This is a genomic window from Peribacillus muralis, from assembly GCF_001439925.1.
Lineage (GTDB): Bacteria > Bacillota > Bacilli > Bacillales > DSM-1321 > Peribacillus > Peribacillus muralis.
Genome location: NZ_LMBV01000004.1, coordinates 1 through 21,501, shown reverse-complemented (window position 1 = coordinate 21,501; position 21,501 = coordinate 1). Strand labels below are relative to the sequence as shown.

Here is a 21,501-nt window from a genome sequence, read left to right as displayed (position 1 = left end):
CGGTGTTGGTTGCTTCCCCGTTCGTAAAGGGTTGAATTTATCCTTGAATGTTCGACAAAACATTTTCAGTGAAGAATTGCGGTAAATATTCCTCATGAGCACTCAACAGTTTCTGCAAAACCGCTTCAGCAAGATCATCACTAGGTATCAGTGGATTGATCGTTAATGCAAGTAACGCTTTATCATAAGAACCAGAAACAGCTGCTTCTGCACCTATTCTTTCAAAGGATTTAATTTGTTGAACCAAGCCTAGTACTTGTACAGGTAATTTACCGATTGTCAGTGGGATCGGCCCATTTTTGGTGACGATACAGCTTACTTCGACTGCTGAATCATAATCTATTTCAGTAAGCGATCCTTTGTTTTGTACATTTAACACTTGAATGTCTTTTTTATCATTATAGATGGAAGAAATGACATTACACGCAGCATCGCTATAGTAAGCCCCGCCACGCTGCTCCAATTGTGGAGGCTTGATGTCAAGGTTTTCATCTTTGTATAGCTCAAACAAGCCATCCTCTAATTTTTTCACGATTTCAGCTCGAGTTTCGCCTGATTTGAATGCTTCCAACTCTTCTTCTAAAATGGTACTAGTTTTGTAATAATATCGATGGTAAGGGCAAGGTACCACTCCTAATGATTTCAAGAACGTTTTGTTCCAAGCAAGAGGAGCAATATTCTTCATCGTTAGTTGAATTTCCGGGTTACTTAGCATATCAAGCACTTTATCTGTTACTTCTTGATCATCAACGTACACATGAATCCCGAATACCATATGATTTAACCCAGCGAAATCTATACGTACCCTCTCCATGTCAACACCCAACATTTTCGCAATCGACATATGCATATTGAATGGAACATTGCATACGCCTATGACTTTTTCATGTTTGCTGTAGCGGAGTAGCGCTTCCGTTACCATCCCGGCTGGGTTTGTGAAGTTAATTAACCATGCATTCGGGCAAAGCTCCTGCATTTCTTCTGCGATTTCCAGCAAAACAGGTATTGTACGCAATGCCTTGGATAATCCTCCTGCACCATTCGTTTCTTGGCCAATTAAGCCCAATTCCAATGGAATGCGCTCATCTTTGACCCGTGCATCGAGTAAACCAACTCTCATTTGCGTCGTGACGAAATCAGCATCCTGCAATGCTTGATGCCTGTCCAATGTTAGATGAATCTCCATAGGAACTCCTGCTTTTTCTACCATTCTTTTTGCCAAGGTACCTACGATTTCAAGTTTTTCTTTTCCTGCTTCAATATCCACCAACCAAAGTTCACTAACGGGCAGCTCATCAAAACGTTTAATGAAACCTTCTATTAATTCTGGTGTATAACTGGAGCCACCACCAATCGTGGCAATTTTCAATCCTTTTTTCATTTCCATTCTCCTCATTAAGCAAGCATTTATTTACAATCTGCAATTTTTCATTTACGCATAGATAATTGCATAACAAACCAGTGCGCTTACTGCCAATAAAGACAAGAATAATAGTGATGCTTGTTTCTTGTTTTTAAACTTACCTTCAACCAAACAGATAACCATCGTCAATCCGGCACTTATTGCAAGCGTATTTCCTAAATACAGCGATAATTGTCTATCAATCTCAAACGCATTCATTACTGTGTTAAAGATAAAATTAAAAACAAGAATAAAACTAAAAAATAGAAAGGCACTTTTGTAACTGAAAAAGTGAATTCTGGATGTTGAATTCATGTTTATCCTCCCTTTCTTTATTATAAAAAAAGGAGTCTGGAGCAATTGATCCAAACTCCCCTTTAGATGGTCTTATAAAGCGATTTTTTTATTATCCGTTGTTTCTACCGAGGTTTCCTGTGCCAAAAGCTTTTTATCGTACATTTTAAAGAATGGCAGATAAATAATAACCGAGATTGTTAAATTGACCATAACTAAAACGATGGCTCTCCAATCACCGCCTGTTGATAGATAGGCACCTATTGGAGCAGGCAATGTCCAAGGAACCATTACATATGTTGGGTTTACTAGCCCCATGGACGTTGCGACATACGCAAGTGTTGCACCAATTAATGGTGTTATGATAAATGGAATGATCAATACTGGGTTCAGTACGATAGGCATCCCAAAAATAACCGGTTCATTGATGTTAAAAATGCTTGGGACTATCGTTGCTTTCCCCATCGCTTTACTGTAAGAAGATTTAGCCGTTAAGAGCATGGCAATGACAAGACCCAATGTTGCACCAGATCCACCAATCCAGATGAACCACTGGAAGAATGTTTCAGGAGCAATGTGAGGAATTGCCTTTCCAGCTGCAACTGCTGCAGAGTTATTTGCTAAGTATACTTCCCAAACTGGACGTGCAACGGCTCCTACTACGGATACACCATGAATACCAAATGACCAGAAGAATGTAATCAAAAACACCGGAACCAATACGCCTGGCAATGTATCGCCTGCACTGATTAATGGTGCAACCGCTTTATCAACAAGTGAATGCATATCAACTCCAAAAACGACTGTAATCACTGTCATAACAAGCAGTACAATGGTAACCGGTATCAATGCTTCAAATGACCTGGCTACTGATGTTGGAACGGAATCAGGCATTTTAATGGTGATGTTTTTGGTTTTACATAGTCTCAAGATTTCAACTGCAAAAATCGATACGAGCATGCCTACAAAAAGACCATGGCCGCCGAGATTTGTCATTGGCAAAACAAACCCAACGCCATCCATCATCTTCACACCTATAGTGAACAAGAAGGCTGCTAAGGATAGTAAACCTCCTGATAGCGGATCAAGTTTATAGCTTTGAGATAAGCTGTAGCCTATACCGAATGTAATATAAAGCGTCATGATAAACATCGTTAACCGATAGGGTATCAATATTTCCGCTATGTGCTTTGCTGCCCATTCACCTACTGCCGAATCTGCTGCAACAGGCGGGAATGCAATGATCAAGAATAAACTTCCAAAGATGATGAATGGCAACGCAGAGACGACTCCATCCCGAATCGCGCGTAAATGTTTTTGCTCAGACAATTTAGCCATCGGTGTTGAAAGATTATTTTCTAAAAAAGCTACAAACTTGTCCATACGTTGTTTTCCCCTTTTACGTTTGATAAATAAGAAATGGTTTTTCGTTTATAGTTTTGCTAGTTCCGTTACTAGCTTTAATAGCTTAGGGCCGCCAAGAGGACTGTATGCTTGAGCAGGAATGGCTTCACATGGGACTCCTGCATCATCGGCAGATTCCTTGAATCCATCAAAACGATGCTTCACTTGAGGTGCTACCATCGCAACATCCCAGCCGTTACGAACCTCTGCATCAAATTCTTGAGAGCCGACTGCTAACACTTCAATATCGATACCTTGTTTTGCTCCCTCTTTCTTTAAAGCGCTTACAACGATTGCACTTGACATTCCGCCTGAACATACGAATAATACTTTCATCATTAACTCCTCCAATTTTTTATTTATAGTAAGCTTTAAATCGTTTTCCTTATGAATCCTTGTGCTTTTTCTAAACGATTTGATGCTTCTTCATATGAAACATTCGTCAAAATCATGACAATCGCAACTTTAGGCTGTGAATGTGCCTTTTTCAAGAATTCATCTGCCACTTCATAACTGCAGTCAGTAGCGTCCATAATAATTCGTTTCGCACGTTCGACCAGTTTTTCATTTGTCAATTGTAAATCCACCATTAAATTCCCATAAACTTTTCCAACACCAACCATTGAAGCTGTGGAAAGCATGTTGCATACTAACTTTTGAGATGTTCCAGCCTTTAAACGTGTAGAACCAGTCAGTACTTCAGGACCATTAACAACTTCAATCGCAACTTCGGCGATTTTCCCGATTTCTGATCCTTTGTTACAGCTGATCGATACCGTGCCTGCGCCAACTTGATTGGCATATTCCAGGCCGGCAATTACATAAGGAGTACGCCCGCTTGCCGCAATGCCGACAACAACGTCTTTGCTTGTTAATTCAATTTTCTTCAAATCTTCAGGACCTAATTCAAAGCTGTCTTCAGCACCCTCAACCGCTTTAATGAAAGCCTTTTCTCCTCCTGCTATAAGACCCACTACTTCACTAGGATCTGTATTGAATGTTGGCGGACACTCCACTGCATCCAATAACCCGATTCGTCCACTCGTTCCGGCACCCATGTAAATTAATCTGCCGTTATTCTTCATTGCTGCAACGATCATATCCACTGCTTTTGAAATTTGAGGAAGTTCTTCTTTTACACATTGTGCAACTTTTATGTCTTCTTCGTTCATCACCTCTAAAAATTCAAGCGTTTCCATTTCATCTAAACTCATGGTCTTTTCATTACGGCGTTCTGTGGTTAAATGTCCTAGCATTCATATCCTCCTTTTTATTTCTGTGTGTGTTTTATTGAAACATCTTTTATCTATAGAGAATATAACATTACTAAAAATTCATTTCAATAATGTGTATACATTTTTAAAAATTAATTTTAAAATAAATGTAATGAACATGATTTTTTTGCTAGATTTTCACTAAAAATTCGTATTATGCTAAAAAACTTTCCATTTCGTAGTTTTTGTTAGACATTCTCATTCTATTGATTTAGACGACACACGTATATTCATTATTTGTTAACGCTTACAAATAATCGTATATAAATTTTGATAGTGAAATGAGGTTATATTTTGAAGAATGGTAGAATGACAAAGAGAAAATTAGGTTCATTGGCACTGACTGCTTTGGTGGGAGGATCTCTTCTCCTTCCATCTAACTTGGTTGCAAGGGCAGAGTCTCAGCCGATCCCTCAACAAACGGCTTATGTAAAGCAGGAACTGCGGGCCACTTGGATTGCAAGTGTGTTGAACATTGACTGGCCGTCGAAACCTGGATTGTCCATTACGACCCAGAAAGAAGAATTCATTAAGTATTTGGATGAGCAAAAAGCGATGGGGATGAATGCGGTCGTCATGCAGATCAAACCGACGGCTGATGCTTTTTATCCTTCTGAATACGGTCTTTGGTCACAATATTTAACAGGGGTTCAAGGAAAAGATCCAGGATATAACCCCCTTGCCTTCATGATTGAAGAAGCTCACAAACGGAATATGGAATTTCACGCTTGGTTCAATCCGTATCGAATCACGATGCCATTAGGGAAAACGGCTGAACTCTCGGACCTTGATAAACTACCACAATCACATCCAGCCAGAAAGCACTCTGATTGGGTCATACCATACGGACAGCAATTGTACTTTAATCCGGGCATTCCTGAAGTACAGAAGTTTGTCATTGACGGGATTATGGAAGTTGTCGAGAATTATGATATCGACGCCGTTCACATGGACGATTATTTCTACCCTTATAAGATTGCTGGAGTCCCTTTCCCAGACGAGGATTCCTATCATAGATATGGTGCAAGTGAATTTTCGAATATAGAAGATTGGCGCAGGGATAATGTAAACGACCTCGTTAAGCATATTAATGAACAAATCAAAGCGGAAAAGTCATATGTGAAGTTTGGTATTAGTCCATTTGGCGTTTGGCGTAACAAAGCAGTCGATCCGACAGGCTCAGACACTGCTGCCGGACAAACCAATTACGATGATTTATATGCGGATACAAGGACATGGATCAATAATGGGTACATTGATTATATTGCACCTCAAATATACTGGAATATAGGTTTGCCGGTAGCCGACTATGCGAAGATTCTTGATTGGTGGACGAAAGAAGTCGAAGGTAAAAACGTTCAGCTCTATATCGGACAAGGAGACTATAAAATCAATACAGAGTCAAACGGTGTCCAAAACTGGTTTAATCCAGAGGAAATTCCAAATCAGTTAAAATTAAATAGAACCTATAAAGAATTTGATGGAAGCATGCATTTCAGTGCCAAAGATTTACGTAAAAATCCGCTTGGGATCGCAGATCGCTTAAGGGAGGATATTTATAAACATCCCGCATTAGTTCCAGCCATGCCATGGATAGATGATCATGCTCCAAAGGCTCCTAAGGTTGGCAAAGTTAAACAAACAGGCGCCGAAATACAGTTCGAAATCCGCGACCACAAGCAATCGGATGCATCGTATTATGCCATTTATCGTTTTGACGGGAAGAACAAAGGCAATATTGAAGATTCAACGAAATTACTGGCTACCGTTCATAAAGAAAACAAGAATCAACTATTTAACGATAGTACCGTCGAAAAAGGAAAAACGTACACGTATGTTGTGACTGCCTTGGACCGTACTCACAATGAAAGTAAGCAAACCAACCAGATTAAAATAAAAGTAAGATAACATTCCCATTGTATTAAAATATCAAAAGTGGAGGACATATCAATGTACATAGTAGGATTAATGTCGGGAACCTCATTGGATGGTATCGATGCAGCTCTCGTTCGTGTGAATGGTAGCGGCCTGAAAACGGAAATGGAACCGATTGAATTCATCACCTACCCTTTTCCCGAAGATGTAGAAAAGGAAATCATTCAGTCTTTATCCGTAGATACATCCAATGTGCAATTGATTTGCAGTTTGAATTTCAAGCTTGGAAAATTATTTGCAGAGGCAACAAAAGAAGTTTGCGCCAAAGCCGGACTGCCTCTAGAGCAATTGGATCTGATAGGATCCCATGGACAAACGATTTACCATCAGCCTTTGCAGGAACAGAACATGGTTCCTTCAACTCTTCAAATTGGCGAATCAGCAGTAATTGCTTACGAAACGAACACACCCGTCATATCGAATTTTCGCACGATGGATATGGCTGCAGGCGGTCAAGGTGCCCCGCTCGTACCTTATACCGAATATGTTCTTTACAGAAGTGAAACGAAGGGAAGATTGCTTCAAAATATCGGGGGAATTGGAAATGTGACGGTTTTGCCCAAGCAAGCCACCCTTGAAGACATGTATGCCTTCGACACTGGGCCAGGGAATATGATCATTGATGAAGTATGCCGCCAGTTGTTTCAGATGAAATATGATGAAGGCGGGAAAATAGCGAAACAAGGACAAATTAACGAAGAGCTATTAAGCCATTGTCTCAGCCACCCATATATAATGAGTCACCCACCAAAATCAACAGGCAGGGAATTGTTTGGCAGTCAATATGTTGAAAACCTTTTGAAGAAGTTTGCCACGCTTCCAAGCCAAGATATCTTGGCGACGGTCACGATGTTTACCGCCAAGTCCATTGTCGAGAACTACCAAGCATTCATCCTGCCAAAAACCGATATAAAAGAAGTGATTATCGGCGGCGGCGGCAGCTACAATAAAACATTGATGGAAATGATTCAGTCCTTGCTTGGACATTCCATTACCGTCCTCACTCAGGAAGATTTGGGATACTCTTCCGAAGCAAAAGAAGCGGTAGCATTTGCCTTACTTGCAAACGAAACTTTCCATGGTAATCCAAGTAACGTCCCCAAGGCTACCGGTGCTGATTACGATGTCATCCTTGGAAACATGACCTTCCCTCCATTGATGAAGTCGTAAACATAAGATTACAAGAAAAAATGACCCGTTCGCAAAAATGCACGATTGCGAACGGGTCTTGAATATTTTGTAAAATATCAGGTTGTGGTTGATCACTCTACATCATTTTTTCATCACTGTTTTCCATTGTCATAGCTGCTGGATTTCTTTTCGCCAACTTTACTTTATAAAATAATATGCATGCTACCAAAAACCCAATTCCATAAAACAAGCCTACCCGTTGAGTCGGATCAAACGCAAGGAATACTAATACCATTAAACAAAAGCCTAAGCAAAACAATGGGACAAATGGATAAAAAGGCACTTTGTATTGTAAATCCTCCGTTTTCCCACCCGCTTTTATAAATTTCCTCCTGAACATATATTGAGATAAGGCAATACCCATCCACGAGATCGTGACGGAAATGCCGGCAATCGACATGAGTAAAACGAACACGGTATCCGCAGCCATAAAGCTAGTACATAACGACAACAGTGAAAACATTATCGTGAATAACAGGGCATTCAAGGGCACTTTCCTTTTTGATAACCTACCAAACACCTTTGGTGCCATTCCATCATGAGCCATCGCCCAAAGCAGGCGTGTTGAGGCATAAAGACATGAATTCCCGACAGAAAGTATCGCTGTCAAAATGATGAAATTCATGATGCCTGCTGCATAAGGAACCCCCGCTATCTTCATTAAGGTAACAAAGGGACTTTCCATTAAACCCAATTCTGAAGAAGGGAATATGGCAGAAAGAATGATGATGGAGGCAATGTAAAAGACGATGATTCTAAAAAGGACGTTGCGAATCGCTTTAGGAATGTTCTCTTCCGGTTTTTCACTCTCCCCTGCTGCTATTCCAATTAATTCCGAGCCTTGATACGAGAAAATGACGTTCATCATCGTGACAAAGATGATCGTTATCCCCCCTGCTGGAAAAAGTCCGGAAGGAGCAAGATTCTCAAAGAATGGGGTTGGTCGATCGGATAATGAGACAAAACCAAAGATGCCAGCGATTCCAATCAAGATGAACAAGATTACGGCAACGATTTTTATTCCGGAGAACCAATATTCAGCCTCTGCAAAACCTCTCGTCGTTAAAGCGTTCAATGAAAATAAAAGGACAATGAACACCCCACACCAAATCCAGGTGGGAATGTGGGGGAACCAGTGCTTCATCAAGATTCCCGCTGCTGTAAACTCAACTCCAGCCGTGGCAGCCGAGCCGACGAAATACATCCAGCCAAGCGAAAAACCTGCGGATGGTCCGATGTATTTAGCCGCGTATTTTTGAAAGGAACCAGTAACCGGCATATGAACGGCCAGTTCTCCTAGACAGACCATGACCATATATAAAATAACGCCGCCCACTAAGTAGCCAATCAATGCCCCGCCTGCACCTGCTTGATTGATCGTATAGCCTGCATTCAGAAAAAGGCCCGTACCTATTACGCCACCAAGCGAAAGCATAAATAAATGGCGCCTTTTCATCGTGCGCTGCAGTTGATTATCGTTACCCAGCCCAATCCCCATATTTTCCACGTCCTTATCTTATCTATTAACGCTCTTCTCTCTGTCTATCTTAGAATCTAAAAACAGAGACACTTGGGAATCTCGGTCAGCTTTAATTCATTCAGCCGTGTTACTCTCATGATGAACAATAGGCACTGTTATAACTCGCCAGGGATTAATGATATACCTGGTTTTCAACCTGTATACAAACTGGAGTGTGAGTTAGGGAGCATGCCACCGCATCTTTCAATGGGTCGTTAATGACCACACAATTTATCGGCTATCCCGACAAAATACCTCACTCCATATTCTAATGCCCTTTCGTCGATTTTAAATTTAGGATGATGTAAAGGGTAAGCTTTTCCAAGCTCCTCACTATGAACCCCCAAGAACTGCATGGAAGCTGGTACGATTTCGGAAAACGCGGAAAAATCCTCTGTCCCAAACATAGGATCATCGACCACTATGATCTGTTTTTCTTCGAATATTTCCTCCATGACCGCTCTCGAAATAGTAACGGCAGCCGCATCATTCACGACGGCTGGATATCCTAAATGCCAAGTTAATTCATACTTTGCTCCATGCGCCTCCGTAACCCCTTTAACGATTTGCTCTAAGTACTCTCTTGCTTTCACGCGGCTACCAGAGTGTAAGGAACGAATCGTTCCACCGATTTCGGCATATTCCGGAATGACATTGAGCGCACTTCCAGCGTGAAACTGAGTGATCGAAATGACGGGTGCTCTAAGGGCGGAAATCTTTCTGGAAACGATGCTTTGAATATTGGTTGTCATTTCTGCACCAATCATTAGCGGGTCAATCGTCAATTCAGGAGTCGAAGCATGCCCGCCCTGACCGATGATCTTGATTTCAAAGTCATCTGCCGCAGCACAGAACACTCCGTCCCTTAAACATATGGTCCCTGTTCGTTCGTAAGGAGTAACATGAAGGGCAAATGTAAAATCGACATCCTTCATGACTCCTTTTTTCACTAACTCTTGAGCTCCCCCTGGCAAAACCTCTTCGGCATGCTGGAAAATGAACCGAATTTCCCCACTGATGTCTGCTTTTTTTTCAGACAGGATTTTAGCCGCACCCAACAACATCGCTGTATGCGCATCATGTCCGCATGCATGCATTACGCCAGGATTTTTTGATTTGCATTGCACTTCTGATTCCTCTTCAATTGGAAGTGCATCAATATCTGCACGAAATGCGATGGTATATGGTTTTTCCACAGCATTCTTCTCTCCTTTGAGTACCGCAATCACGCTTGTTTCAGTCGGTCTCGTCACCTCTAAGCCTGGAAGAGCACTCAATATCTTGTAGATGTAATCCGAAGTCTCGTGCTCCTCGTACGAAAGTTCGGGATTTGCGTGAAAATGGCGCCGCCACGAAATCACCTCATCTACAATCGTATCCTGTATCTGTTTCAACATAAAAGTCCTCCCTCGATTATTTTTTCTGATATTTAAACATCTAAAATGGGCCATATTGAATGCTTTGAGCGATAATCAAAAAGATAATTGCCACGACAACCTGAATCAACAAGTAAGGAAGCACCCATTTAACCCATTTCGTAAATGAAATGCCTGCTACGGCAAGTCCGGCCAATAGTACCCCAGATGTCGGGAATATCATATTCGATATCCCATCCCCCAATTGGAAAGCTAAAACGGAAGTTTGTCTTGTCACTCCCATTATATCTGCCAACGGCGCCATGATCGGCATCGTCAATGCTGCCTGGCCGCTGCCAGACGGAACGATGAAGTTAAGGAACATCTGTACAATGAACATTCCGATTGCGTTAATGGCCGGCGGGAGATGCTCGACCAATCCTGCAGCAAAATATAAAATCGTATCCAGCAGACCTCCACTTGTAATGATGACCAAAATTGTCTGCGCAACTCCTATTATTAAAGCCCCTGAAACCATATCACCCGCTCCCGATATAAACCCATTGGCCATCTTGGAAGATGATAAGCCCCCGATCATTCCCATGATGATCGCGCTTAATAAAAACAAGCCGCCAATTTCGCTTATATACCAACCTAATTTAATGACGCCAAAGATTAAAAAGATGAAATTCAACAATAAAATGAGTAAAGCCGCAAAATGCCGTTTACTCATCTTAAAGTTTTCATCAACGATTGTATGATCATCACGCCTGAATTTCCCGTATTCCCCCAATTCAGGATTTCGTTTCACCTTCATCGCATGAAAATATATATACAAAACGGTGATGATATAAAACACTGCAAGGAGCGCGATACGCAATCCCATTCCCGAGTACATGGGCAGTTCCGCAATGCTTTGGGCAACTCCCACATTAAATGGATTGGTGATGCCGGAAATGAATCCCGTTGCCAATGTACCAAGGATGACGATCGCAAATCCTGTAAGGGCGTCAAAGCCTAAGGCAATCGTCATCGGAATGATGATCGCGATATATACGAGCGCATCTTCGGCTGAGCCAATCAAGGTACCTAATGATGCGAAGATTAATACCATCAGCGGAATGAGCACTTTTTCTTTTGTCCCGAATCGGACCGCTACAAATTTAATGAATGAATCCAGTGCACCTGTTGCCTGCATGATCCCAAGTGCACCACCAAATAAAAACACAAACAAGATAATCGATGACCCTTCGACCATTCCAGCATGAATGCTGCTGAACATTTGCAATGGCCCCACTGGTGTTGAGTCAATAAATTCGAAGGATGTTGGATCGACGACAGTACGGCCATCTTTTTCTATTCTTTCATATTGACCTGCAGGCAAAATATAGGTTAATATCGTCACAATTACAATGACGATGAACATTAACACAAACGGATTAATTCCTTTTTCCGGTAACTCGGTTTGTGGGTTAGCTACATTATTCTTCTGATTAAGCGGCTCGGATGTGAATTGCTCGTTAGGTAGGTTATTCATATTTGATCCTCCAATAAATTTCTCCTTTATGAGCTACACCTTTACCTTTTCGTGAGTAAAATCATCCTTGCATTCTGTTGTTTCTGCATAGGGATTATGGCGTCTCTTTCACTTCTCCATCAGGCACTTTAACCATGCTTCTTATTAATCTTTCCAGCATGAAGGGGGTCTGAATGAAGGCACTATCGATGTGAAGCCGCTCAGTTCGCTGATGTGCATCCTTTCCGAATGGCCCTACATTGAGCACCGGCGCTTGAAGTTGCAGCATATCTGCAAAAGGAATGCTGTAACTATCACCCCAAACTGGCGTGTTTTTCTCAAACGCCGTCCAGCCAGCAGACTCATCCTTATATGAAACATAGCTTAGGTCGCAAAGGCCATTGAAATAATGTATCTGATGCACTTCTTCATTAAACAAGCGCGCCGTTTCCTTTAAAAGTTTAACGGACTCGATGATTTGCGGATCATCCGATGTATTGACGGCAGGATAATAGGGCGGCGCAAACAGCAAGACAATGGCAGGCGCAAGCTCCTGGCATTGTATCATCAGTTTTTCAACGATCCGCAGTGATTTTTCACGCTCATCCCAATCCACATTTGCCTGGGCCTCTCCTTTTATTTGCTCAACAAGATCTTTCCCGAATTTCCCCACGGCATAGGATAACAGCTTTTCGTAGCGCAAAACCTGTACTTTTCCCACCCCTTCAATTCGTTCCCGCCGGCATAAAGCCTTATAGGACTCATTGCACTTTGTCGCTGCTTCCTCTGCAACCTGCTCGAATATTTCCATAATATCCGCAGCACTTTTCTTCATGATGAAAACATTATAAAGTGCTGCTGCGCGGTAAGGCGTTTGGGTTGAATATTGCAGTTTCAGATCTTTTTGCTGAAGCGATACAGGCAAAGGTGTTTCTTCTGAGAGATCACTTTCCAAAAAAGATGGATTCCACTCCATCAGCTGTGTAAGGAACGAGGCCATATAGTTCGCTGTCATACCCTTCAATGGCTCGCCCACATGTGTTTCCTTTCCATAAAAAAGCGCCGCCGGCATGATTTTCCCCATTGTTCCAGAATAAATATAATGTCTCTCATCTCCAGGTTTCTGTGAAAAAGATGGTTCACTATTAAAAAACATTTTGTACGTAAGCCCATATTTATCACGTAAAGCGACAAGCTCCTTGACTGCTGCCCTCATGCCCGCAGAATTCACTTCCTCGTCAGGGACGGTCACCAGCATAAGATTGATCGGCCACCCTTCCAAGCTTGCTTTTTCGATGAGCGCCATGTGAAGGGCTAGCCCCATCTTCATATCCATTGTCCCCCGGCCAAACAGGTATTTACCCGATTCAAGATCGATACGCGCTTCTTCCGGCAGATCATCTTTTCGTTCATGAAGTTTGCTCGTAAGCTGCTCTGGCTGAAAAGCTAGCACTTCAAGATCGCCGTATTCCTCCGTCTGTACCGTATCAAAATGGCTGATCAATACGATCGTTTCCTCTGCTTCAGGATGCTTATATAAGGCATTGACGAAATGCCTCCCTAAATCAACTCCATGAAGTGATAGATTATCCGGATTCTTCTTGAAAAAATCAAGCTCCCCTAATTTCTCCTGGACTTTAAAAGGGAATGTACATTCTCCCTCTGAAAGCGTCCTGCTTTCCCAGCTCACAAGTTCGCATAACAAAGCACGAAGAGTTTCCGGAGTCCCCCAGCGTAGTTGATCCATTGAAATCCCCCTTTCCTTTTTATAACGAATGACAACTTAATAGCTGAAGAAGCATTTACCGTTATTTAAAAACGAAGCGATAAACAGCTCAAACCGCCATCCTGCTTTTGGAACTCAGACATTTCCAGCTCGATCGTTTTATATCCAGCTTCATTCAGTTGACGAGTCGTCTGTTCATATCCGCTCGGTACGATAACATAATCATTGACGAGAATGCAGTTGGCCGAATATTCGTCTTCAGCTGAAACGGTGATTTTCTTAAATGCAGCAAAGCCTGGATGATCAAGGAACTCGCCTGCCGCAACGATCAATTCATTTCCGAGGTACGCAATGCCTGTTTTTAAATGGAAGAACTCTTTTAATGGAACGATTGTCCCTTTATAGCCTTGGGATTCTACGATTCTCTTTAACTGGCGTGCACCATCCTCATTTGTCCGGTCGGAAATGCCAATATAAAAATGGTCATCGACTTGAAGTACATCGCCTCCATCCAAGGTTCCTGGACTGTTAATATGGTGAATAGTTTGGTAAAACCCCTTCAGTATGGGCTCCATTTCTATTATTTCCTTGTTTCTAGTAACATCTCCTGGATTGGAGATGACCGCAAATTCAGGGGCAAGGACAGCCGTATCCTCAACGAATGTCGAATCTGGGAATTCCTCATTTGCAGGCAGGTGCGTCACTTCGACCCCGCATTTTTTTAACGCTTCCACATAAGCGGCATGCTGCTCTAATGCTTTATCATAGTTGGGTGTGCCAAGGTCTGATGTTGTTAATCCGTTTATATAACTTCTTCCTGGTGTTTTTACGATTACATGTTTAAACAAAGCTCATTCCCCCATTATTGACGATTTTTTTCGCACGACCGGGCAAGTTAAACAGGTTGGTCCGCCCGTCCCTTTATAACTGATTTCAATTCCTTTATATTCATGTACCGTGGCTTTAGCATCGAGAAGCTTTTGCTTTGTATAAGTGTTCCCGGCAGTCATCACACAAACCCGTGGGGCTAATGCAAGTACATTACACCCTAAATTCATATACTCGTCTTCCGGTACTTCGATCAGTTGGATGCCCCGTTCGATAAGGAGTTTTCTGAAGAAGACTGGCATAAGGCGTGAATGAACGACTGCCAAATCATGGTCAACCATGCTGATGAATGACATAAGGTGGAGACATTCTGCCTCCCCTTGATCATGGGGAAGCGGGACTACGATGAATTCATCCACTAGATGTGCCGTCATTTCTTTCAATTGCCGGATAGCCTCGGCGTTAGTCCTGTATCCATGTCCTACGACTAGAGTCCTGTCATCAAGCCAAACGAGATCACCGCCATCGGCAACCGCCTCACCTGTTAACTCACCAAGTATCGGTATGTCATTTTGGATGCAAAAATGCTTGTATTCATTGGCCTCAGACTGCCTTATCTCTTTCCCGGACCTTAAAATAATTGCGCCTTCGCTTGTGAACTTGACCGGGTCATGCGCATACAAGGAGTCCATGCCCACTTCCTTCGATGCGGGCAAATAATTGATGTTAGCTACATATTTTTTCAAAATGGAAATGAAGTCACCATACTCCCGAATAGCTTCTTTAAAATCCGGCTCTTCTGAAAAATTGAACGTTCGCCAATCTTCGCGTAATTGCTCCTGACTAATAAAAGCATCTCTCGGATGTTTTACAATGACACTTTCCAAAGGATCGAACATAGACGAACAATAGGACATTTTCTCTCCCCTCCTTTTTTCCACAATGCGGAAAAGTTTTCCGCTAACTGGAATTTTTCTTTTATTATAAAATTAAACATGCTACAATGTCAATATGTTTAGAATATTCAATTTTTTAACTTCGCGAAACTTGTATTGAAAGATAGGTGGAATGTTTATGCAATCGATTGACCGTGCGATGAATGTAATTAACGTCTTAGTTTCCCATTCATCTGAAAATTGGCTCTCCATTACGGATCTCTCTCAAGAATGTGATCTTCCGGTAAGTTCCATGCATCGTTTATTAAAAGCCATGTCCAAGCACGGCTTAATTCAACAAGACGAGCAATCTAAACGCTACGGGTTAGGGAGTATTTGGTTGGAAAATGGTTTGCGGATGTATGACAAAATGGATTATATCAGTCAAATAAGGCCTGAACTAGAAAGACTGATGAATAAAGTAGAGGAAAGCGTTTACCTTAGCCAACCAATAGAAATGGAGTCCCTGATCATTGAACGCATTGATAGCGAAAAAAGCCAAATCCGTGTTTATGATCACCTTGGCTCACGAGTCCCTATGCATATCGGTGCTGCCAATAAGGCGATGCTAGCCTACATGCCCTCTCTTCAAGCGACAGAAATCATAGAGTCTCTTCTTCCTCTACAAGAAAGAGCCGCTTTTTGGGATAAATTGAAAGAAACTAAAAGGAAGGGATATGGAATCAGCCACAATGAAAGAACGGTGGGAACATCTTCTGTAGCCGCTCCGATTTTGAACCACTTTGGGGAAGTCCATGGCGCAGTGAGCATCGGTTTTGTTAGCTTCAATTTAACAGAGACCAGATTGGACTTTCTCATTCAAAATGTAAGGGAAACGGGTAGGCGGGTTTCTTCCAAATTAGGATATAGAGAACCATGATAAATCAGCACCGTTCCTTACGTCGCTGTCTTTAACCAGAATGCTGGACAGAATTAACGGAAAAACAAAAAAAGAAGATGAGCCTTAACATCTTCTTTCACTTGATATTAATCGCTTTCGTTCATGAATATATCTTCTTTAACATAAGCGAGGACCTCGCCAGTCACCACTTCTTCCCCCTGGATATCGTAATTTTCATTTTAGCAAATCAGGTTTACATATGACCCAACTTCCGTTGAATTTAATAACTAATAAAAGAACGCATCATTTTTCGATGCGTTTTTTTCTGTCTATCGCTTCATTTTCAAAAGACTTCCCATACAAATAATTCGCATTCCTAGAAAAGAATCGTTTTCACTTGATTCCCTTTGACACTGACTTGAAAGCTATTTTCTTCTACATTTAATGCCTCTATAGGTTTTTCATTAAGTTTAGCTGCATACGCTTGTTGAATAGAACGATATATTTCAAATGACACATTCTGGTCTTTGTCTGTTGGGTTGTAGAAGCGCATAACAAACTGGTCATCCTTTTCTGATTTTTTCAACGTGCTTAATACTGACCCTGGCTGTAATTCCTTTAGGAAGCTGAAACGAGCTGGCGTCTTGACCTCCGCTCTATTTAACTTCATTGCATTATATGGAATTTTGTTATACAGGGAAACCGGTGTTACATACTCTTTAGCCATACGTGCGACATTTGCTGTTATCGTCGATAATTGATGCGTAACAATTGCAAATTCTAACGTAAGCTTTCCTAGCATTTGAGAATCAGGAGTAAGTAATTTAATACCAGATGGACGACCTGGTCTTCTCAGCAACTCTTCTTTACCAAGTACTCCCACTCCTCTAAACAATGTAATGGCAATCGTATCGTAATCTTCCCCAACAATTTCATACTCTCTTGTGCTATTTGTTAATACACTCATGCCATACGCTTCCGTTGATAGGCCCACAAAACTTAACATTGGAAAAATGGAATCAGGACGTTCATCCCAATCTTCTTGCTCCCAAATATCCATTGCACTATCGTATACATCACGTTTAATATGTCCAAATTGGTTATCCGAAACTGAGAATGCTGATGCTATGCCGGTTGGAATTAATGCTCTTAAACGATGATCTTTAGCATGATTATCCAGCTCGATTCTAACTTCAATAATCGGCTTATGATTTGGAATCGTAAGGATGATATGCACATCTACAGATCCATCTACAATTTGTTCTTTCCGCTTGTCTAAATTCTCTGGGATTTCGAGTGTATATTGAATATCTATTTTAGCTTCGTATTGACTTTGTTTAATTTCAATGTCCGCTTTCACTTTGTCACTATAGATTAACGTTTCATCTCTTAATGGAGAATAATCGTATTCATCTCCATCATCCCCGCCATTTTCAAGTAATAGTATATCGCTGAACAGTTTGTTTACATGCTTATCGTAAATATTTAACGTCCCGTTTGAGTTGACAGTAATTTCGTAAAAATCTGTTTCAACTTGATTTTTGCTTGAAACCGAATTTTTCATTTCCTCATCGTTTTCTACGATAAAATAGGTTTTATAACCTAATGCAGGGATACGATCTTTCAATTGAATCGTATACTTAAAAAATGGGTCATAGTTTCCGTAATGAACGATTTGGCGGTCTATTAAACCAGGATCCATAATCTCACTGTCTATTACGTCAAACTCCACTTCATTAGAAACTTCATCCATTAGCTTAAAGGACTTTAATTTAGTGATTACGTTTGTTGTCACGACTTCTTCTCGTTCATATGGAAGAAGGTTGAAAGCTGAAAGCCTATCGTTACTCAAGTCTGTATCCATTGAATCAACAATTTTTCTCTTATAGAAGCTGATAAGTTGATCTACCATTTCTTCTGCTAGGAAAAATCGATTGTATATTTCTTGATGGACTTTATCTGAGCAGCAGCACCCGATACTGTCATGGGCATGGTTTTTCATAATATGTTTCCAAATGAGTTCAATTAAGCCATGATGATATTCAAAGCCTAAGCAGTATGCAATAGAAGCAAGCGGTTCTAGTATGTTTGTAATCTTATTTTCAATTTTTACATTTGCTGCTTTAATATCCATGCGGGTCGAAAAAATACTTCGGTGAACTCGGGCATATTTTCCGTCTATAAATTCACCATGAAGGGTTGGAAGGTGCTGATTTTTTTTTATTTCAGCAAAGATATTTTCATATTTACTTAAGAAGAATTCACGATCTGGGTATAACGTTTTGAGCTTATCCATAACAGTGAAGATATTTTTTTGGATGGGCATTTGATCATGACCATTGGGCAGAACGATATTTTCAGTCGTAGCACCGTGATCTAACACTTTAAAGTATTTATCCATGCGTTCTTGAAGCTTCTGTTCATCTTCCGGTAAGTACTTTCCAATCGCATAACCTAAAGGAAATAATTGAACAAGCACTTTAGAGCCTTCATCCGTTTCCCAATAGAATTCCGTCTTGTCTGTTCCGTGACGTTCAGTAGTACCTCTCCAAAAAATGGAATAAGTTATATCAAAGCCATTTAAAATTTGTGGCATTTGAGAAGATTGTCCAAAAGAATCGGGAAGATATCCGATTTGCATGTGGCTCCCGAATTCTTCACAATCTTTTATTCCATACAATAAATTTCTTACAATCGATTCTCCACCAACCACCATTTCGTCTGTTTGTGTATACCATGGGCCAATAATCAACTTACCTTCTTGAACCAGTTTTTTGACTCTTTCTTTATTTTCTGGCTTTACCGCAAAATAATCTTCTAAAATGGACGTTTGACCATCTAACACATAGTGAGGGTAGTCCGGATTTGTTTCTAACATCTCCATAATTTCTTCCATGTTATTGACTAATAGTATTCTAGATTCCTCTGTTGAAAAATACCATTCTCTGTCCCAATGCATGTGCGGAACGATATGAACTTTTTTCATGATGTCCTCCAATTATTCTATAGTTTTTATTTTCACTACTCCAAATGACGTTTTTTGTTTTCTTGATTACGCTGCAACACTTGATGACTTTTTATTTTTTTCATTTTCCTTCTTTATTTTTCGAGTTAAAATTAATAAAACCATTGAAACAAACGCACCAAGTACAGCAGCTCCAAGCCATATACTGCCCGCAATTAACATGGGCTTCCCTTGTAATAAGGCTAGCGAGAAAATTCCAGCCCCAGGAACATTTAAACCGATATTGAAATAAGAAACGATAGCTCCAGTAACAGCTGAGCCTGCCACTAGGGAAGGAATCACTCGAATCGGATCATTCATCATAAACGGAATGGCTCCTTCCGTAATACCAGCTAACCCTAATAACCATGTTTGTTTGCCTATTTCTTTTTCCTGCTTGGTGAAGTTCTTTTTGTCAATAAGAGTTGCTCCAGTAATGGAAAAGGCTGATACCATCTTAACTGAAGCAAACGTCGCATAAGGGATGAAATTCCCGCTTGCCATGGCACCAATGCAAAATGTGTAAGCCGCTTTATTAATAGGTCCTCCTAGATCAAATGAAACCATGGCGCCTATAATCGCCCCTAAAACAATCGCATTTGTTCCAGACATGCCTTGCAACCAATCCAGCAGCCCTTCATTTAAAAGGGCTAACGGTTTGCCCACCACAAACAACATAACCGAACCAACAACTAATGTTCCAACTACCGGATACAGCCAAAAACTAATAAATCCAGCAAATGTTCCTTTCGGTTTCACTGCGTGCTTTAAGAATTTCAGGAAGTACCCTGCTAAAATCCCCCCGAGCATCCCACCCAGGAAACCGCTTCCAATTAAATTGGCAGCTACCCCTGCTGCAAAACCTGGTCCTAATGCCGGTTTATCTGCAATTGAATAGGCCATGTATGCTGCTAGTATTGGTACCAATAATGTACCTAATAAAGTTCCGCCTAACTGCCTTAATAACCAAAGCCATGATCCTTCTGTATTGTACAGTTCTTGAAGGTCCAAAGTTTGTGATAAGAGAACAGCTGCAGCTAATGTCATACCGCCAGCCACAATTATTGGAATGATGTAGGATATACCCGTTAAGATGGAATCTTTAATTTCTGTCTTGAAGGATGTAGTTTCTTCTTCCTCTCCTTCATAAGAAACATGTTCTTCCCCAGAGCCCCCCTTGCTGGTAACGCTTTCAGCTTTCTCTAAAGCTTGAGCTATAATCCCTTTTGCATTTTTCAAAGGAGCTGCAACTGGCGTTTTCACTTTTGGAAGATGCCTGTATCTTTCCTCATTTTTTACAGCAACATCTACGGAAAAAATAACTGCATCCGCCTTATTTAGCAGTCCTTTAGTATGTCGGTCTTCAATTCCATTCGCACCTTGTTTTTCTACAAAAACATCCACACCTAATTCTTTCCCAGCTTTCACAAGTGCTTCTGCTGCCATATAAGTGTGCGCAATACCGGCTGGACATGCTGTAACAGCTAAAATGGTTTTAAACGTTTTCTTACCTTCTGGGACTTTTTCTTCTTTATCTTGACGATCCAAATTATCAAATAGCTCTAGATTTGTATCAGATCTCAATATCAGATTTTTATACTCTTCATTCGACAATCTTTTCACTAACTCTGATAATAAGGAAAGGTGCGTTGAACCTGCTTCCGCATCTGGAATCGCCAATAAGATAATTAACTCTACCTGGTTATTAGGATCGATACTTTCCCAAGTTTTCAACGGTTTTTGGAGTGTTGCAACGGCAAAAGCTGCTTCTTTAACTGCTTTTGACTTTCCATGAGGAAGAGCTAATCCGCCCTCAAAACCAGTAGGCGATAATTTTTCTCGCTCAATTACCGCCTGGTAAAACTCATTTTCAGAATGCAGTTTCCCTGCTTGAGCTAATTTTTGAACTAAGAACTTGATTGCTTCATCTTTAGATTCAAAGACTTGTTTAGTACTTATTAAGGTTGGTGATGTAAGATTTTTTAATAACATTTCCTGTACCCCCTTTTCCCTTATATCTCTTTTGTAAGTGCTGTCTTCGCATACTTTGCTGCTATTCAACCAAGTAATGCTTTGTGGTTGATATCCCCCAATGCTCGCTTTACGCGAGGCGGGCGGCGCGCCTCGATCTGTTCCAATCAACCTTAAGTAGTTTCATAATCTTTCCGAATAGAGCCTTTATAATAAATGAATGACCTCATAGTAGCATAATCGAGTAGGAGGAGGCGCCTAGCCTCCGACCTCTCACACCACCGTACGTACCGTTCGGTATACGGC

At 41.1% G+C, this 21,501-nt stretch carries 16 protein-coding genes; 3 read left to right on the top strand and 13 right to left on the bottom strand.

What is annotated here, in order from left to right; translation table 11 throughout:
- Positions 1-37 precede the first annotated feature (37 nt).
- From ASU00_RS06665 to murQ, 5 genes are all read right to left on the bottom strand, one after another.
- Positions 38-1,387, bottom strand: a complete 1,350-nt coding sequence (locus ASU00_RS06665) for a 6-phospho-beta-glucosidase (protein WP_152983697.1) — start codon at positions 1,385-1,387, stop codon at positions 38-40.
- Between the two features lie 45 nt (positions 1,388-1,432).
- Entirely contained in the window at positions 1,433-1,717 is a 285-nt protein-coding gene (locus ASU00_RS06660) for a hypothetical protein (RefSeq protein ID WP_057912676.1), read from the bottom strand.
- Positions 1,718-1,789: 72 nt separating this feature from the next.
- Positions 1,790-3,079, bottom strand: a complete 1,290-nt coding sequence (locus ASU00_RS06655; protein ID WP_057912675.1) for a PTS sugar transporter subunit IIC — start codon at positions 3,077-3,079, stop codon at positions 1,790-1,792.
- Between the two features lie 48 nt (positions 3,080-3,127).
- A complete protein-coding gene (locus ASU00_RS06650; RefSeq protein ID WP_057912674.1) occupies positions 3,128-3,436 on the bottom strand; it encodes a PTS sugar transporter subunit IIB in 309 nt (102 codons plus the stop codon).
- 35 nt (positions 3,437-3,471) lie between these two features.
- Positions 3,472-4,356 (bottom strand): N-acetylmuramic acid 6-phosphate etherase, encoded by an 885-nt coding sequence (murQ, locus tag ASU00_RS06645; RefSeq protein ID WP_057912673.1) that lies wholly within the window; start codon positions 4,354-4,356, stop codon positions 3,472-3,474.
- Between the two features lie 327 nt (positions 4,357-4,683).
- Between murQ and ASU00_RS06640 the strand changes: the two genes are divergently transcribed.
- Together ASU00_RS06640 and anmK are read left to right on the top strand one after the other, a co-directional pair.
- Positions 4,684-6,282, top strand: coding sequence for a glycoside hydrolase family 10 protein (locus ASU00_RS06640; protein WP_082630207.1), 1,599 nt, complete (start codon positions 4,684-4,686; stop codon positions 6,280-6,282).
- 42 nt (positions 6,283-6,324) lie between these two features.
- Positions 6,325-7,479, top strand: coding sequence for an anhydro-N-acetylmuramic acid kinase AnmK (gene anmK / locus ASU00_RS06635; RefSeq protein WP_057912672.1), 1,155 nt, complete (start codon positions 6,325-6,327; stop codon positions 7,477-7,479).
- A 97-nt stretch (positions 7,480-7,576) separates the two neighbouring features.
- Here anmK and ASU00_RS06630 read toward each other — a convergent pair whose 3' ends face one another.
- From ASU00_RS06630 to ASU00_RS06605, 6 genes are all read right to left on the bottom strand, one after another.
- Positions 7,577-8,998 carry an amino acid permease gene (locus tag ASU00_RS06630; RefSeq protein WP_057912671.1) on the bottom strand — a complete coding sequence of 474 codons (1,422 nt, stop codon included), beginning with the start codon at positions 8,996-8,998 and terminating at the stop codon, positions 7,577-7,579.
- A 236-nt stretch (positions 8,999-9,234) separates the two neighbouring features.
- Complete coding sequence (locus ASU00_RS06625; RefSeq protein WP_057912670.1) at positions 9,235-10,416, bottom strand: amidohydrolase; 1,182 nt, start codon at positions 10,414-10,416, stop codon at positions 9,235-9,237.
- Between the two features lie 40 nt (positions 10,417-10,456).
- Complete coding sequence (locus ASU00_RS06620; protein WP_082630184.1) at positions 10,457-11,911, bottom strand: YfcC family protein; 1,455 nt, start codon at positions 11,909-11,911, stop codon at positions 10,457-10,459.
- A gap of 94 nt (positions 11,912-12,005) precedes the next feature.
- Positions 12,006-13,637, bottom strand: a complete 1,632-nt coding sequence (locus ASU00_RS06615) for a M20/M25/M40 family metallo-hydrolase (protein WP_057912669.1) — start codon at positions 13,635-13,637, stop codon at positions 12,006-12,008.
- Between the two features lie 65 nt (positions 13,638-13,702).
- Positions 13,703-14,464 (bottom strand): dimethylarginine dimethylaminohydrolase family protein, encoded by a 762-nt coding sequence (locus ASU00_RS06610; protein WP_057912668.1) that lies wholly within the window; start codon positions 14,462-14,464, stop codon positions 13,703-13,705.
- A 3-nt stretch (positions 14,465-14,467) separates the two neighbouring features.
- On the bottom strand, positions 14,468-15,361 hold the full coding sequence (locus tag ASU00_RS06605) for a dimethylarginine dimethylaminohydrolase family protein (RefSeq protein WP_057912667.1): 894 nt from the start codon (positions 15,359-15,361) through the stop codon (positions 14,468-14,470).
- A 157-nt stretch (positions 15,362-15,518) separates the two neighbouring features.
- On the opposite strand from ASU00_RS06605, the gene ASU00_RS06600 reads away from it, so the two are divergent.
- The gene (locus ASU00_RS06600) at positions 15,519-16,259 is read left to right on the top strand and encodes an IclR family transcriptional regulator (RefSeq protein WP_057912666.1); all 741 of its coding nucleotides are present in this window, start codon (positions 15,519-15,521) and stop codon (positions 16,257-16,259) included.
- Between the two features lie 337 nt (positions 16,260-16,596).
- Here ASU00_RS06600 and mngB read toward each other — a convergent pair whose 3' ends face one another.
- Positions 16,597-19,206: a mannosylglycerate hydrolase gene (mngB, locus tag ASU00_RS06595; protein WP_057912665.1), complete on the bottom strand. Its 2,610-nt coding sequence runs from the start codon at positions 19,204-19,206 to the stop codon at positions 16,597-16,599.
- A 66-nt stretch (positions 19,207-19,272) separates the two neighbouring features.
- Positions 19,273-21,216: a PTS 2-O-a-mannosyl-D-glycerate transporter subunit IIABC gene (gene mngA / locus ASU00_RS06590; protein WP_057912664.1), complete on the bottom strand. Its 1,944-nt coding sequence runs from the start codon at positions 21,214-21,216 to the stop codon at positions 19,273-19,275.
- Positions 21,217-21,501 lie beyond the last annotated feature (285 nt).

Excerpts from the sequence above, each read along its gene's own strand:
- ASU00_RS06660 (WP_057912676.1), bottom strand. The coding sequence starts at position 1,717 with ATGAATTCAACATCCAGAATTCACTTTTTCAGTTACAAAAGTGCCTTT.
- mngA (WP_057912664.1), bottom strand. The coding sequence starts at position 21,216 with ATGTTATTAAAAAATCTTACATCACCAACCTTAATAAGTACTAAACAA.
- ASU00_RS06630 (WP_057912671.1), bottom strand. The coding sequence starts at position 8,998 with ATGGGGATTGGGCTGGGTAACGATAATCAACTGCAGCGCACGATGAAA.
- ASU00_RS06620 (WP_082630184.1), bottom strand. The coding sequence starts at position 11,911 with ATGAATAACCTACCTAACGAGCAATTCACATCCGAGCCGCTTAATCAG.
- ASU00_RS06650 (WP_057912674.1), bottom strand. The coding sequence starts at position 3,436 with ATGAAAGTATTATTCGTATGTTCAGGCGGAATGTCAAGTGCAATCGTT.
- ASU00_RS06615 (WP_057912669.1), bottom strand. The coding sequence starts at position 13,637 with ATGGATCAACTACGCTGGGGGACTCCGGAAACTCTTCGTGCTTTGTTA.
- ASU00_RS06665 (WP_152983697.1), bottom strand. The coding sequence starts at position 1,387 with ATGGAAATGAAAAAAGGATTGAAAATTGCCACGATTGGTGGTGGCTCC.
- ASU00_RS06640 (WP_082630207.1), top strand. The coding sequence starts at position 4,684 with ATGACAAAGAGAAAATTAGGTTCATTGGCACTGACTGCTTTGGTGGGA.
- mngB (WP_057912665.1), bottom strand. The coding sequence starts at position 19,206 with ATGAAAAAAGTTCATATCGTTCCGCACATGCATTGGGACAGAGAATGG.
- ASU00_RS06625 (WP_057912670.1), bottom strand. The coding sequence starts at position 10,416 with ATGTTGAAACAGATACAGGATACGATTGTAGATGAGGTGATTTCGTGG.
- anmK (WP_057912672.1), top strand. The coding sequence starts at position 6,325 with ATGTACATAGTAGGATTAATGTCGGGAACCTCATTGGATGGTATCGAT.
- murQ (WP_057912673.1), bottom strand. The coding sequence starts at position 4,356 with ATGCTAGGACATTTAACCACAGAACGCCGTAATGAAAAGACCATGAGT.
- ASU00_RS06655 (WP_057912675.1), bottom strand. The coding sequence starts at position 3,079 with ATGGACAAGTTTGTAGCTTTTTTAGAAAATAATCTTTCAACACCGATG.
- ASU00_RS06600 (WP_057912666.1), top strand. The coding sequence starts at position 15,519 with ATGCAATCGATTGACCGTGCGATGAATGTAATTAACGTCTTAGTTTCC.
- ASU00_RS06605 (WP_057912667.1), bottom strand. The coding sequence starts at position 15,361 with ATGTCCTATTGTTCGTCTATGTTCGATCCTTTGGAAAGTGTCATTGTA.